The 13,124-nt window shown below is 69.9% G+C and carries 16 protein-coding genes; 7 read left to right on the top strand and 9 right to left on the bottom strand.

Annotated features, from left to right (window positions below; genetic code table 11):
- Positions 1-198 precede the first annotated feature (198 nt).
- The 9 genes from DFJ66_RS25390 to DFJ66_RS25350 all read right to left on the bottom strand — a co-directional run bounded on the left by DFJ66_RS25390 (position 199) and on the right by DFJ66_RS25350 (position 8,267).
- Positions 199-741 (bottom strand): DUF3558 domain-containing protein, encoded by a 543-nt coding sequence (locus DFJ66_RS25390; RefSeq protein ID WP_121224470.1) that lies wholly within the window; start codon positions 739-741, stop codon positions 199-201.
- Positions 742-1,155: 414 nt separating this feature from the next.
- The gene (locus tag DFJ66_RS25385) at positions 1,156-1,719 is read right to left on the bottom strand and encodes a DUF3558 family protein (RefSeq protein WP_211351321.1); all 564 of its coding nucleotides are present in this window, start codon (positions 1,717-1,719) and stop codon (positions 1,156-1,158) included.
- Positions 1,720-1,726: 7 nt separating this feature from the next.
- Positions 1,727-2,095 (bottom strand): hypothetical protein, encoded by a 369-nt coding sequence (locus DFJ66_RS25380; RefSeq protein ID WP_246029899.1) that lies wholly within the window; start codon positions 2,093-2,095, stop codon positions 1,727-1,729.
- Between the two features lie 247 nt (positions 2,096-2,342).
- Entirely contained in the window at positions 2,343-3,119 is a 777-nt protein-coding gene (gene pstB / locus DFJ66_RS25375; protein WP_121224466.1) for a phosphate ABC transporter ATP-binding protein PstB, read from the bottom strand.
- A 10-nt stretch (positions 3,120-3,129) separates the two neighbouring features.
- Positions 3,130-4,044, bottom strand: coding sequence for a phosphate ABC transporter permease PstA (gene pstA, locus DFJ66_RS25370; protein WP_121224464.1), 915 nt, complete (start codon positions 4,042-4,044; stop codon positions 3,130-3,132).
- Complete coding sequence (pstC, locus tag DFJ66_RS25365; RefSeq protein ID WP_121224462.1) at positions 4,041-5,099, bottom strand: phosphate ABC transporter permease subunit PstC; 1,059 nt, start codon at positions 5,097-5,099, stop codon at positions 4,041-4,043. Before pstC ends, pstA begins: the two co-directional genes overlap by 4 nt.
- A gap of 36 nt (positions 5,100-5,135) precedes the next feature.
- Positions 5,136-6,260 (bottom strand): phosphate ABC transporter substrate-binding protein PstS, encoded by a 1,125-nt coding sequence (gene pstS / locus DFJ66_RS25360; protein ID WP_121224460.1) that lies wholly within the window; start codon positions 6,258-6,260, stop codon positions 5,136-5,138.
- 194 nt (positions 6,261-6,454) lie between these two features.
- Entirely contained in the window at positions 6,455-7,336 is an 882-nt protein-coding gene (mshD, locus tag DFJ66_RS25355; protein ID WP_121224458.1) for a mycothiol synthase, read from the bottom strand.
- Positions 7,337-7,514: 178 nt separating this feature from the next.
- Positions 7,515-8,267 carry a response regulator transcription factor gene (locus DFJ66_RS25350; protein ID WP_211351320.1) on the bottom strand — a complete coding sequence of 251 codons (753 nt, stop codon included), beginning with the start codon at positions 8,265-8,267 and terminating at the stop codon, positions 7,515-7,517.
- 174 nt (positions 8,268-8,441) lie between these two features.
- Here DFJ66_RS25350 and DFJ66_RS25345 point away from each other — a divergent pair, with 174 nt between their 5' ends.
- From DFJ66_RS25345 to DFJ66_RS25320, 7 genes are all read left to right on the top strand, one after another.
- Positions 8,442-9,179: an alpha/beta hydrolase family protein gene (locus tag DFJ66_RS25345; RefSeq protein ID WP_246029898.1), complete on the top strand. Its 738-nt coding sequence runs from the start codon at positions 8,442-8,444 to the stop codon at positions 9,177-9,179.
- Positions 9,176-9,982: an LmeA family phospholipid-binding protein gene (locus DFJ66_RS25340; protein WP_121224453.1), complete on the top strand. Its 807-nt coding sequence runs from the start codon at positions 9,176-9,178 to the stop codon at positions 9,980-9,982. The genes DFJ66_RS25345 and DFJ66_RS25340 overlap by 4 nt, the downstream gene beginning before the upstream one ends.
- On the top strand, positions 9,979-10,407 hold the full coding sequence (locus tag DFJ66_RS25335) for a TlpA family protein disulfide reductase (RefSeq protein ID WP_121224451.1): 429 nt from the start codon (positions 9,979-9,981) through the stop codon (positions 10,405-10,407). The genes DFJ66_RS25340 and DFJ66_RS25335 overlap by 4 nt, the downstream gene beginning before the upstream one ends.
- Before the next feature lie 66 nt (positions 10,408-10,473).
- Positions 10,474-10,551: a putative leader peptide gene (locus tag DFJ66_RS45485; protein WP_358256176.1), complete on the top strand. Its 78-nt coding sequence runs from the start codon at positions 10,474-10,476 to the stop codon at positions 10,549-10,551.
- Positions 10,552-10,656: 105 nt separating this feature from the next.
- Positions 10,657-11,094 carry a DUF4395 domain-containing protein gene (locus tag DFJ66_RS25330; protein WP_121224449.1) on the top strand — a complete coding sequence of 146 codons (438 nt, stop codon included), beginning with the start codon at positions 10,657-10,659 and terminating at the stop codon, positions 11,092-11,094.
- A gap of 26 nt (positions 11,095-11,120) precedes the next feature.
- The gene (locus DFJ66_RS25325; RefSeq protein WP_121224447.1) at positions 11,121-11,966 is read left to right on the top strand and encodes a sulfurtransferase; all 846 of its coding nucleotides are present in this window, start codon (positions 11,121-11,123) and stop codon (positions 11,964-11,966) included.
- 3 nt (positions 11,967-11,969) lie between these two features.
- Positions 11,970-12,269: a DUF1416 domain-containing protein gene (locus tag DFJ66_RS25320; protein ID WP_121224444.1), complete on the top strand. Its 300-nt coding sequence runs from the start codon at positions 11,970-11,972 to the stop codon at positions 12,267-12,269.
- Positions 12,270-13,124: the final 855 nt, after the last annotated feature.

The following is a 13,124-nucleotide window of genomic DNA, read 5'->3' as shown; positions in this document are numbered from 1 at the left end:
GGGGCCCAGACCGAGCACGGACTTCGTCTTCAGCGCGGCCAGTCGTCGAAGACACCGAAGAACCCGCCGTTCTTCTCGGCCTCCCGCCGATACTCGGCGTCCGCCTGCCCAACCTTAGGTGACCTCGGTCGCGTTGGGGTTCGCCTGCTGCGTGCCGGGCTACTGCGCGTTCCGCGGTGCCACGACGCTCCTCCTGTCCTACTTCGGCAGCTTGGGCTCGATGGCGGTGGCCAGCTTGGTCGCCGCGTCGCAGGACTCCTGGACGGACGTGGTCGACGCGGCGTAGAAGTCGACCCTCGACTTCGAGCCGACCTCGACGGCGATGAGGCAGGACGTGTCCGTGACGCCGGCCTCGACCTTCTTGGCCTTGCGCGTGCCGATCGAGGTGTCGGAGATGCGCGCCTTCGACCCGCCGGTGGCGTCGCTGATGCCCAGGTCGGGGAACGCCTTGACCTTCACCGCGGTGGTCGTCTGGCCCCACCGCGCATCGCACTCGTCCTTGCCGCTCGGCTCGATCCGGCTCAGCGACAACTGGCTCGCGACAGCGTTCACCTGGGCACACGCGTCGAAGTCCGCCAGCGCGTCGCCGGAGGCGGGCTTCGACGTGGTCGTCGTCTTGTCGGGGGACTTGGTCGCGGTGGTGGAGGTGGTGGCACCCGCTGTGGGGTCGCCCGGCTCCTTCGACGTGCAACCGGCTAGCAGCAACGCCGCCGCAGCGATCGTCAAGATCGAACGGGTCACCAGAGTCCTGGTCAACGCAATCCCCATCTCAGTAACGCTTGCACCCGCTCAACGCCGACTCGTCGACTTCGCGGTAGTTCTCGACGGCCTACTTCACCGCCGCTTCGACAAACGCCAGCGCGCCGCGAAGTGGAGCCGCCGTCGAACACAGACTCCAACCAAAAACCGCGCTGGCGCTGCTAAGGGTGACCACCAGCGCGACGGTCTTGACGGACGCGCGGCCCAGACCGAGCACGGACTTCGTCTTCAGCGCGGCCAGTCGTCGAAGACACCGAAGAACCCGCCGTTCTTCTCGGCCTCCCGCCGATACTCGGCGTCCGCCTGCCCGACCTAGGTGACCTCGGTCGCGTTGGGGTTCGCCTGCTGCGTGCCGGGCTGCTGCGTGTTCCGCGGTGCCACGACTCTCCTCCTGTCCTACTTCGGCAGCTTGGGCTCGATGGCGGTGGCCAGCTTCGTCGCCGCGTCGCACGCCTCGTCCTGGGACGCGTTGGCCGAGGCGACGACGTCGACGCGCGACTTGGCGGTGACCTCGATCGTCACGGCGCAGGAACTGGTCGTACCCCCGGCGGGCGCGCCGACCTTTCGCGCTTTGCGGCTACCGATCGTGATGTCCGAGGGCTTCGAATTGGGACCCATCACGAAGTCGGAGATGCCCAGACTGGGGTAAGCCTTGACACCCAGGGACACCGACGTGCCGAACTCGGCATCACAGCCCGCCTTGCCGTTGGGCTCGATCTCGGTGAGAGGCAGTTGGCCGGCAGCGGCCTGCACCGCGGCGCAGGCGTCGAAGGACTCCAGGCCACCGCTGGTGCCCGACGAGGACGTCGTGGTCGGCTTCGCCGACGTGCCGGTCGTGGTCGGGGTGTCGCTACCGGCGGTGGGCGTCCCGCCCTGCTTCTCCGAGCAACCGGCGAGCACGACGCCGAGCACCGCGATCGGCAGGATCGAACGGATCACCAGGTTCCTGGTCAACTGCATCCCCATCTCAGTAGCGCTTCAGGCCACTGGCAGCGGAGCCGTCGACCTGGTCGTAGTTCTCGATCGCCTTCTTCATCGCGAGCCTGGCGTCTTCGAGTGCCATCTTCAACTGGTCCAATGCCGGCAAGATGCCCGTGGTTCCGGCACCGCCGTTCGCACTCTCCACGTTGTAGCGGCTCATCGCTTGGGCGTCGGGACTGGTACCCAGCTTCGTCTCCTGCGCCAACTGGGCGTTGTACTTGTCGAGCTGGCGGAGTTCCTTCTGGGCGTCCTCGATGGCCTTGATGTACGCCTCGGCGCCTTCCTTGCTGATGGCGAACGAGCCCGACTCGGCAGCCTGCTTCAGCCCACGCATGCTGGTCGTCATCGCGCTCATCGACTGCGCGCTCCACGCACCCTGTGGCGCCACCACTACCCCCTGCGATCACTCAATTCCTGCCAAGCACGTTACCGCGCACGTCAGACGGTGTCCCGGCTATGACGTGATCGGAATATCCGCGGTTCCCCCACCGCACGTCAGCACCGCCCTGGCCACCCGATCGGGTGACAGATACCACAAAGCGAAGAGGCCCCTCCGCCGGCAAGGCGGAGGGGCCTCCGGGCGTCCCCGAGGCGAAGAACGGTCAGCCGAAGCGGCCGGAGATGTAGTCCTCCGTGGCCTTCTGGCTGGGGTTGGAGAAGATCTTCTCCGTGTCGTCCACCTCGATCAGCCGGCCCGGCTGACCGACACCCAGCAGGTTGAAGAACGCCGTCTGGTCGGAGACGCGCGCTGCCTGCTGCATGTTGTGGGTCACGATGACGATCGTGTACTCCTTCTTCAGCTCCGTGATCAGGTCCTCGATCGCCAAGGTGGAGATCGGGTCCAGGGCGGAGCACGGCTCGTCCATCAGCAGGACGTCCGGCTGCACCGCGATGGCACGCGCGATGCACAGGCGCTGCTGCTGGCCGCCGGACAGGCCGCCGCCCGGGCGGTCGAGGCGGTCCTTGACCTCGTTCCACAGGTTCGCCCCGCGCAGGGAGCGTTCGGCGACCTCGTCCAACTTCTTCTTGTTGCGCTCGCCCGCCAGCTTGAGCCCGGCCACGACGTTGTCGCGGATGGACATGGTCGGGAACGGGTTCGGGCGCTGGAACACCATGCCGATGGTGCGCCGGACCTGCACCGGGTCTACGGCCGGGGCGTAGATGTCCTCGCCGTCGAGCAGGACCTTGCCCTCGACGCGGGCGCCCGGGGCCACCTCGTGCATGCGGTTCAGGGAGCGCAGCACGGTGGACTTGCCGCAGCCGGACGGTCCGATGAACGCGGTCACGTTCTTCGGCGGCACGGCGAGCGAAACACCGTCGACGGCGTGGAACTTGCCGTAGAACAGGTTGAGGTCTTTCACGTCGATGCGCTTGGCCATAACCGCCCGCTCACTTGGTCTTCGGGGCCAGCCACCGCGAGATCACGGTCGCCAGCAGGTTGAACAGCGTGATGATGAGGACCAGGGTGATCGCCGCACCCCAGATGCGCTCGAAGCCCGCCTGCGTGGGGTTGTTCCGCTCCGTGGTCATCATCAGCGGCAACGACGCCATCGGGCCGTCGAACAGGTTGTAGTTGATGAACGGCGCGTAGGCGGCGAGCACGAGCACCGGCGCGGTCTCGCCCATGACGCGGGCCAGGGCGAGCATGATGCCGGTCAGGATGCCCGACAGGGCCGTCGGGATGACGATCTTGACGATGGTCTTCCACTTCGGGATGCCCAGCGCGTAGGACGCCTCGCGCAGCTCGTCCGGGACGATCTTGAGCATCTCCTCGGTGGTCCGCACGATCACCGGCACCATGAGCAGCACCAGCGCCAGCGACACCGCGAAGCCGCTGCGGCTGAACCCGATCGTCGTGATCCACAGCGTGTAGACGAACAGCGCGGCCACGATGGACGGGACACCGGTGAGGATGTCGACCATGAAGGTGGTCGCGCGGGCCAGCTTGGACCGGCCGCCGTACTCGACCAGGTACACGGCGACGAACAGGCCGATCGGCACCGAGATCAGGCCGCACACCAGCGCCTGCACCAGCGTGCCGTAGATGGCGTGGTACGCGCCGCCGCCCTGCTGCCGGGACAGCAGGCCCGACAGCGACTTCTGCCACCAGTCACCGTCCAGCACGACCGGCAGGCCCCGCTGGATGACCGTGTACAGCACCCAGACCAGCGGGATGATGGCGATGCCGAACGCCAGGTACACCAGCGCCGTCGCCACGCCGTTCTTGAACTTCCGGGCGCCGCTGACGCTCTGGAACGTCGGCGGCGTCGCGAGGCGGTTCAGGTCCGCCGTCTCGGTCGTCATTCGTACTCCTTGTGACCGGCGACGATGGACCGGGCGATGGCGTTGACCACGAAGGTCAGCACGAACAGCACCAGGCCCGCGGCGATGTAGGCGCCGGCCGACTTCGGGTCGTTGAACTCCGGCGCGGCGAGCGCGATCTTGGAGGCGAAGGTGGCGCCGCCGTCGAACAGGCTCCAGCCGAACGCCTCGTTGGTGCCGCTGAGGATGATCATCAGCGCGATGGTCTCGCCGAGCGCGCGGCCCAGGCCCAGCATCGAGGCGCTCACGTAACCGGCCTTGCCGAACGGCAGGACCGTGGTGCGCACGACCTCCCACTTGGTGGCGCCCAGCGCGATCGCGCCCTCGATGTGCGTGACCGGCGTGCGGTCGAACACCTCGCGGCTGACGGCGGTGATGATCGGCAGGATCATCACCGCGAGCACGATGCCGGCGGTGAAGATGGTGCCGCCCAGCTCGATGCTCACGTTGCCCTTGGCGAACAGCGGGATCCAGCCCAGGGCGTCCATCAGCCACTCGGCGAACGGCGTCAGCACCGGGCCGAGGACGAACAGGCCCCACAGGCCGAAGATGATCGACGGCACCGCGGACAGCAGGTCCACCACGTAGGCGAACGGCCGCGCGAGGCGCCGGGGCGCGTACTGGGTGAGGAACAGCGCGATGCCCAGGGCGATCGGCATCGCGATCAGCAGCGCGAGCGCGGAGGACACCACGGTGACCAGGAGCAGGTCGAGGATGCCGAACCGCAGGTTGGTGACGTCGCCGGTGGACCACTCGCGGCTGGTGAGGAAGTTGACCTGGTCCAGCGCGAGGGAGGGGATCGCCTGGAGCAGCAGGAACAGGCCGATGGCCCCGATGAGGACCACGATGAAGATGCCCGAGCCGGTGGCGAGGCCGCGGAAGATCCGGTCACCCGGCCGGACGTGGGGTGCTTTCTGGTCGGCTTCCGTGGTCGGGGGAATCGGAGCCTCCGAGTCGGGTCGAGCAGCCGGAACGCCCCGGCGGGCACCGGTGGTACCGGTGCCCGCGGGGCGCTTGGCCACGATGCGTTCGTTCATCGCGATGGCGCTAGCTGGAGGATTGTGCCGGCCGGATCAGGCGATGGCCTTGATGGCGGTCAGCAGCTTGTCCTGGAAGGCCTTGGGCAGGGGAGCGTAACCCGCGTCCACGAGGCCCGCCTGACCGTCGGTGGCGGCCACGGTGAGGAACGCCTTCACGGCCTTGGCGGTGTCGGCGTCGTAGCCCTTCGAGCACACGATCTCGTAGGTGGCCAGGACCAGCGGGTAGGCGCCCGCGGTGGTGGTGCCGTAGATCGAGTCGAGGTCGAGGACCAGGTCGTTGCCCTCGCCCTTGACCTTGGCGCCGTCGATGGCCTTGCCGACGGTGTCGCCGGTCAGCTCCACCGCGCCCGCGCCGGTGTCGATCTTGGCCATGGAGAGCTTGTTCTCCTGCGCGAAGGACAGCTCGACGTAGGTGATGGCGCCGTCGACGGAGCCGGCGGCCTGCGCGACACCGGCGGACTTCTCCTTGCCCTCGCCGACACCGCCCTTGAACGCCTTGCCGTCACCCTGGGTCCACGCGCCCTTGGACGCGATCTTCAGGTACTTCTGGAAGTTGTCCGTCGTGCCCGACTCGTCGGAGCGGTAGACGACCTTGATGTCCTTGTCCGGCAGGGACGCGGAGCCGTTGAGGGCCTTGATGGCCGGGTCGTTCCACTTCTTGACGGTGCCGTTGAAGATCTTGGCGGCGACCTCGCCGTTCAGGACCAGGTCCTTCACGCCGTCGAGCTTGTAGCCGATGGCGACCGGGCCGAACACCAGCGGCAGGTTCCACGCCGGGTTGCCCTTGCAGCGGTCGGTGGCCTTGTCGACCTCGCCCTTGTCCTTGGACAGCGGGGAGTCGGAGCCACCGAAGTCGACCTGGCCCGCGATGAAGTTCTTCACACCCGCGCCGGAGCCCGACGGGTTGTACGCGAGGTCCGAGCCGGAGCACTTCTTCTGGTACGACTGGATGAACGTGTCGATCGCGTTCTTCTGGGCCGAGGAGCCCTCTGCGTTCAGCTTCGACTTGCCACCGCACTCGACGGCGACGTCCGACGCCGCGGCGCCGGTCGTCGAGCCACCGTTGCCACCGGTGTTGTCGTCACTGCCACATGCGGTGAGCAGAAGCGCACCGGCCGCGAAAAGGCCGACAACGGCGCCGTGCCGCTTGGTCTTCACCTGGGTCCTCCACCTGACGGAAGCGGGATCGGGCGACGAAGCTCGCCGCACGACACGGACGGTAGGCAGCGAGGGTGGACAGGCGCCCAGGAGAAGATGAACGAGGGGTGAACTCCACACGGGAGGTGACTAGGCACACCGCCCTTCGGGTGAAGCCGTGACCTGCACGTTTGCGTGACGTGACCGGTCCGTCACTACTTGGCGTACTGGACGTCCGAGTCCCACTTCTCGAACCCCAACCGGGCGTACACGGCCAGTGCCGGAGCGTTGTCGGACTCGACGTAGAGCATCACTTCCGTGCGCCCGGTGCCGCGCAGGTGCTCCAGCCCGGCGAGCGTCAGCGCCTTGCCCAGGCCACCGCCCTGCGCGTCGGGGTCGACGCCCACCACGTACACCTCGCCCAGGTCACCGGTGTGCGTCTTGGTCCAGTGGAAGCCCAGCAGGCGCTCCTCGGCGTCCACGGCGAGCAGGAAGCCCTTGGGGTCGAACCAGTGCTCGTGCTCCTTGTCACGGACGTCCTCGATGCTCATCGCGCCCTGCTCGGGGTGCCAGGAGAACGCGCGGTGGTTGACGTAGACGACGGCGGCCTCGTCCCGGCCCGGCTCGAACGCGCGCAACCGGACGCCGTCCGGGAGCTTGGGCTCGGGGAGGGTGTCGTCCAGCGGCCGGCGCAGGCGCAGCAGCTCGCGGACCTTGCGGTAGCCGAGCTTGGCGGCGAGGGCCTGCGCACCGGGGTGGCCACCGTGCGACCAGATCCGCAGCGGAGCGGCCCGCTCGGCGACGGCCGTGGCCAGGGCGGTGCCCACTCCGCGACGACGGTGCTCGGGGTGGACGGCCAGTTCGGCGACCTTGTTGCCGTCCGCGTCGCCGAAGAGGTCGAGGTGGAGATATCCCACCAACGTGTCGTCTTCGCGCACGAGCAGGTGATTGCTGCCGCGCGCACCGGGCCGGAGCCTCAAGACGACGGCCTCACCCACCGGAGCCACACCGTTGTCGGCGTACTGGGCCGCTTCGACCAGGTCCATGACCTCACGGACCTGGTCGTCGGTCAGCTCCTCGAACCACGTCGATTCCACACCGCCGAACCTACTCGGTGATCACCGAACCGTCAGGCGACACGTCGCAGGTCAGCCCGCGAGGCCGCCGTCGGCTTGTCGCGCCGCCTTTCCCACCGATCAGCTTTTCCGATCGGTGGGAAACGCGGCGCGATGAGCCGACTTTCAGGCGGCCGAGCCGCGCGACGGAGTCGCGCCATCAAGCACGGAAGATCAGCTCCGCCTCGTCGATCGGCGAGTCCACGTCCACCACGTGGTCCACGCGGCGGGTGGCACCGGGACGCGGCGGGCGGACGAACTTGTAGCCCACGTTGCGGACGGTGCCGATCAGGGACTCGTGCTCGGGGCCGAGCTTGGCGCGCAGGCGTCGGACGTGCACGTCCACCGTGCGGGTGCCGCCGAAGAAGTCGTAGCCCCACACCTCCTGGAGCAGCTGCGCGCGGGTGAAGACGCGGCCGGCGTGCTGGGCCAGGTACTTCAGCAGCTCGAACTCCTTGTAGGTGAGGTCGAGCGGACGGCCGCGCAGGCGGGCGGTGTAGGTGGCCTCGTCGATGACCAGCTCGCCGAGCTGCAGCGAGCCGTCGCCGCCGGGCTGGGTGGTGCCGCGCCGGGAGCGGACCAGGCGCAGACGGGCGTCGACCTCGGCCGGGCCGGAGGTCGGGAGCAGGATCTCGTCCACGCTCCAGTCGGAGTTCACGGCGACCAGGCCGCCCTCGGTGACGACCGCCACCACGGGCACGTCCACGCCGCTGGAGTCCAGGAGTCTGCACAGGCTGCGCGCGCCGACCAGGTCGGTCCGCGCGTCCACCAGGACGATGTCGTGGGGACCCGCCTCCAGCAGCGCCGAGACCTCCGGGCGCAGCGGGCGCACGTCGTGCGGCAGCAGCGACAGCGCGGGCAGGACCGCCTCGGGGTCGGGATCGGTGGTCAGCAGCAGCACGTCGATGCTCATCGCGGCGCCCTCTCGTTCGGCCGGTGTCTGGTCACCGACCTGGCAGCGCGAAGTACGGTGACCGGGCCCCGTTGCCTGCGGATGACGGAGACGATACCGGTGCTCGCCCCAAAAGGCCCAGGTCAGCAGGACAGGGTCACAGTTGTTTCCACAAGCGTCACGCGTGTTACACGCATGTCACACAAAGCTGTCCGCCTCGGCGGTGTACACCTCCAGCCCGCCCGACCCGGCTCCGACCTGGCCTTCGTCGTCGGACACGGGTTCACCAACCACGTCCGCAAGCCGTTCGTGGCCCGCGTCCTGCGCCGGTTCGCCCTGCGCGGCGGGGTGGTCGCGCTGGACTTCCGGGGGCACGGCCTGTCCCAAGGGCTGAGCACGGTCGGCGCCGACGAGGTGCACGACCTGGCCGCCGGGGTTTCGCTGGCCCGCGAACTCGGGTACCGACGCGTGGTGACCGTCGGGTTCTCCATGGGCGCCTCGATCGCGCTGCGCCACGCCGCACTGGCCGAGGAGCGCCCCGACGCGGTCGCGGCCGTGAGCAGCCCGTCCCGCTGGTGGGTGCGCGAGACGCCGGCCATGCGGCGCGTCCACTGGCTGCTGGAACAGCCGCACGGCAGGCTGGCCGCGCGGGCGCTGGGCGTCCGGCTGGGCCCGCCGTGGCGCACGCCGCCGGAGAGCCCGCTGGAGGTCGTGCACCGCATCACGCCCACCCCGCTGCTGCTGGTGCACGGCGAGGACGACCACTACTTCGGTCCCGCGCACGCGCGCGCGTTGCACCGGGCGGCGGGCGGCGACGCCGTCCTGTGGCTGGAACCGCGGATCCGCCACGCGGAGTCGGCGATGACGCCCGCTCTGGTAGACCGGATCGCGACCTGGCTGGACCGAGAGTCAACGCACGAGGGAAGTCGATGACCGTCACGCAGACCAAGCGCCGCCCCGCCCGGGGCCGCAAGCTGATCATCGCGGGCCTGGTGGTGGTCGGCCTGCTGGTGGCCGCCGACTTCGGCCTCGCGGCGGCCGGCGAGTACCAGATCGCGCAGCGCATGCGGGACAAGCTGAACCTCAGCGAGGACCCGTCGGTGCGGATCAACGGGTTCCCGTTCCTGTTCCAGGCGGTCTCCGGCGACTACCGGGACATCGAGATCACCGCGACCGGCGTGCCGGTGCGCGACGACCTGCGCGACCTGGAGGTGCGGGCGAACCTCTACCACACCCGCATCGGCCTGTCGGACCTGCTCGCGGGCGACACCTCCCGCGCCACCATCGACCAGGTCAGGGGCAGCGTGAAGATCAAGGCCGCCGACCTGAACCGGCTGGTCAACAACGTCACGCCGTTCACCGACATGGCGATCGAGCCGGACACCCGGCCGGAGGCGACGCCCACCCCGGCCCCGGACAAGCCGGACCCGACGCGCGCGGCGGTCAAGCTCAGCGGCAACACCACGGTCGCCGGGCGCAAGCTGCGGATCACCGCGTACGGGTCGGTGACGCTGGTCAACGAGCAGGTGGCGGTGGCCGTGCAGGACGTGGAGGTGGACGACCTGTCCCTGGCGGGCCTGGCGGAGGTGCTGGGCGCGGTGCGGTCGGCGCTGAGCGTGACCATCGACCCGGGCAAGCTGCCCTTCACGGTGACGCCGACGGCTGTCAAAGTGGAGAGCGGGGCCTTCACCGTCGAGGGCACGATCAACGACATCCCCCTTGATGGAGTCCGATGACCGGGGCGTGGGCGGTGCTCGGGGCGGTCGCCGTGGTGGCGGTCGTCGGGGTGCTGCTGCGCGTGCACGGCGGGAGGGTGCGGGTGCCCGCGAAGCCGCGTGACGACCTGCCGGGTCCGGTGCGCGACCTGCTCGACCCGGCGACCCCGGTGACCCTGCTGCAGATCTCCACGACGTTCTGCGCGCCCTGCCGGCACACCCGCGTGCTGCTGTCGGACCTGGCGGACCGGACCGACGGACTTCGGCATGTCGAACTCGATGTCACCAACCTGCCCGAAGTGGCCGCCGGACTGCGGGTCATGCGCACCCCGACGACGCTCGCCCTGGATGCGTCGGGTGCCGAACTGCTCCGGGTCGGAGGCGTTCCGAAACGCGACACGCTCCTTGCGGCTTTGCGGCCCCACCTGCCTCGACCGATCGGGTGAACCTCGGTACTCCCACGTTTTGGACGCCACTCCCGGCATGGGGGACGAGCGGCTAGTCTCGTCGGCATGAACAGCCTGCTGACCAAGCGACTCGCGGTGGACCTGTGCCGCGTCCGCAGCAGCCTGTGTCGCGCGGCGAGCTGACCGGGCGGTCCACCGGCTGCCGGACGCCCTTGACGGGTGGGTCCGCCAGCCCCTAACACCGCCTGAAGACGGACTGCCCAGTCATGTCACCGTCAGGAGGTCGCCGTGTCGAAAGATGCCCCCGTGGACCCCCGAGGTCCCCGCTTCAGCGCCTGGATCACCACCGCCATCCTCGTGGTCGTGCTGCTGACCGGGTCGTGGCGGTTGCTCGCGGCACAGACCGTCCTGTTCGGCCTGTGCGCGTTCATCTCGCTCAAGCTCAACCCGTGGGGCCACGTCTACCGGTTCGCCGTCCAGCCGAGGCTCACGCCCACGTCCGAGCGCGAGGAGGCCGCCCCGCTGCGGTTCGCGCAGGGTGTCGGGTTCGTCTTCGCCCTGGTCGGCACGATCGGGTACGCCACCGGTCTCACCGCGCTCGGAGTCATCGCCACGTCCGCCGCGCTGGTCGCCGCGCTGCTCAACGCCGCGCTCGGCCTGTGCCTGGGCTGCGAGATGTTCCTGCTCCTGCGCCGCTACGCCCCAGCCCTCGCACGCCCGCAGTAAGAAACGAAAGAAACAGGAGCCGCTCGATGAGCCGTGAAGACGTCCTGGTCTCGGCCGCTTGGTCCGAGGAGAACCTCGACACGCCCGGTGTGGTGTTCGTGGAGGTCGACGAGGACACCACTGCCTACGACGGGGGCCACATCCCCGGCGCGGTGAAGGTCGACTGGAAGAACGAGCTGCAGGACCCGGTCCGCCGCGACTTCGTCGACCGCGCGGGCTTCGAGAAGCTCCTGTCGGCCAAGGGCATCTCCAACGACGACACCGTCGTGCTGTACGGCGGCAACAACAACTGGTTCGCGGCCTACGCGTACTGGTACTTCAAGCTGTACGGCCACCAGTCGGTCAAGCTGCTCGACGGCGGCCGCAAGAAGTGGGAGCTCGACGGCCGCCCGCTGGACAAGGAGCCGGTGGAGCGCCCCGCGACCGAGTACAAGGCGCAGGAGCAGGACCTGTCGATCCGGGCGTTCCGCGACGAGGTCGTGGAGTCCATCGGCAACCGCAACCTGGTCGACGTGCGGTCGCCCGACGAGTTCTCCGGCAAGCTGCTCGCGCCCGCCCACCTGCCGCAGGAGCAGGCGCAGCGCGCGGGCCACATCCCCGGCGCGATCAACGTGCCGTGGAGCAAGGCGGCCAACGAGGACGGCACGTTCAAGTCCGACGAGGAACTGGCCGAGATCTACGGCGAGGCCGGCTTCGACGGCTCCCGCAAGACGATCGCCTACTGCCGCATCGGCGAGCGCTCGTCGCACACCTGGTTCGCGCTGCACGAGCTGCTGGGCCACCAGGACGTGAAGAACTACGACGGTTCGTGGACCGAGTACGGCTCGCTGGTCGGCGTGCCGGTCGAGCTCGGCAGTGGCAAGGAGGCCTGAGGTATGAGCGACGGTTGCGGCGCGCCCGTGCAGGGTGTCGAGGTCGAGGTCGGTTCGGGTGAGGTCGTGCTGACCGGCAAGGTCAGCGACGCGTCCGGCCCGGTCGGCGGCGCTTTCGTGCGACTGCTGGACGCGTCCGGCGAGTTCACCGCCGAGGTCGTGTCGTCGCCGCAGGGCGACTTCCGCTTCTACGCGGCCCCCGGCACGTGGACCATCCGCGCCCTGCACCGCTCGGGCAACGGCCAGGCGTCGGTGTCGGCGGAGGGGCCGGGCGTCCACCCGGTCGAGGTCGCGGTGGCGTGATGATCTGAGGAGCGCACGGGGTTCCCCGGCGCTACCCCGCAAGGCCCCGGTGGCATCGCCGCCGGGGCCTTCGCCTGTGTCCGGGTTCGGCGGTTCGCGCTGGGCGGGGAGGGCGGCTCGGCTCGGGCAGGCTGGCTGAGGTCGGCTTCGGCCCCGGACCGACCGGCGGCGAGCAGGGGCTGTTCAGCGACGAAGTCGCTCGCGGCGGAGCCGCGCGGCCGGCGGCAGCGCCGGCCTGGCTTGTGCGCCCACGTGCGCTGTGAAGCCGCTGGTAGGCGACTCGCGAGCCTCGGGGGGCCACCCTGCGAATCGCGCGGGCTTGGCTGCCGCCCCCGGTTTCGATTGTCCCACCGGGGTACGACAAATTCGCCGCAGCGCGGGCGGAAGCGCAGTGGGCAGGCGGCGCGGCGGCGAGGCGGGCGAGGCGGGGGCGGCGCGGCGGGGCAGCGCGGCGGCCAGGCGGTGGAGCGGCGGGCGGTGGAGCGGCGGGCGGTGGAGCGGCGGGCGGTGGAGCGAGGCGGCGCGGGGAGGCGGCGCGGCGGCGGAGGGCGGCGCGGCGGCCAGGCGGTGGGCGGTGGAGCGAGGCAGCGCGGCGGGGCAGCGCGGGGCAGCGCGGCGGGGCAGCGCGGGGCAGCGCGGCGGGGCAGCGCGGGGCAGCGCGGCGGGGGCGGCGCGGCGGGGCGGCGCGGTGGCAGAGGGGGTGGCAGAGGCGGGGCAGCGGGGTGGGGCGGTGGTCCCCGGGGGTCGTGGCGTTGACCACCGTGGTCGGCGTGTGGTGCAGGGCGGGCGATAAACTCGGCGGGTGGAACACTTCTTCACAGGCCTGCTGGTCTTCGTGTCGCTGCTCGTCGTGTG

This window comes from Saccharothrix variisporea (assembly GCF_003634995.1).
Classification (GTDB): Bacteria; Actinomycetota; Actinomycetes; order Mycobacteriales; family Pseudonocardiaceae; genus Actinosynnema; species Actinosynnema variisporeum.
This window is presented reverse-complemented; position numbering and strand designations above follow the sequence as displayed.

Excerpts from the sequence above, each read along its gene's own strand:
- DFJ66_RS25350 (WP_211351320.1), bottom strand. The coding sequence starts at position 8,267 with ATGAGCATCGACGTGCTGCTGCTGACCACCGATCCCGACCCCGAGGCG.
- DFJ66_RS25340 (WP_121224453.1), top strand. The coding sequence starts at position 9,176 with ATGACCGTCACGCAGACCAAGCGCCGCCCCGCCCGGGGCCGCAAGCTG.
- DFJ66_RS25345 (WP_246029898.1), top strand. The coding sequence starts at position 8,442 with ATGTCACACAAAGCTGTCCGCCTCGGCGGTGTACACCTCCAGCCCGCC.
- DFJ66_RS25385 (WP_211351321.1), bottom strand. The coding sequence starts at position 1,719 with ATGCAGTTGACCAGGAACCTGGTGATCCGTTCGATCCTGCCGATCGCG.
- DFJ66_RS25325 (WP_121224447.1), top strand. The coding sequence starts at position 11,121 with ATGAGCCGTGAAGACGTCCTGGTCTCGGCCGCTTGGTCCGAGGAGAAC.
- DFJ66_RS45485 (WP_358256176.1), top strand. The coding sequence starts at position 10,474 with ATGAACAGCCTGCTGACCAAGCGACTCGCGGTGGACCTGTGCCGCGTC.
- DFJ66_RS25380 (WP_246029899.1), bottom strand. The coding sequence starts at position 2,095 with ATGAGCGCGATGACGACCAGCATGCGTGGGCTGAAGCAGGCTGCCGAG.
- DFJ66_RS25335 (WP_121224451.1), top strand. The coding sequence starts at position 9,979 with ATGACCGGGGCGTGGGCGGTGCTCGGGGCGGTCGCCGTGGTGGCGGTC.
- pstB (WP_121224466.1), bottom strand. The coding sequence starts at position 3,119 with ATGGCCAAGCGCATCGACGTGAAAGACCTCAACCTGTTCTACGGCAAG.
- pstC (WP_121224462.1), bottom strand. The coding sequence starts at position 5,099 with ATGAACGAACGCATCGTGGCCAAGCGCCCCGCGGGCACCGGTACCACC.
- DFJ66_RS25320 (WP_121224444.1), top strand. The coding sequence starts at position 11,970 with ATGAGCGACGGTTGCGGCGCGCCCGTGCAGGGTGTCGAGGTCGAGGTC.
- pstA (WP_121224464.1), bottom strand. The coding sequence starts at position 4,044 with ATGACGACCGAGACGGCGGACCTGAACCGCCTCGCGACGCCGCCGACG.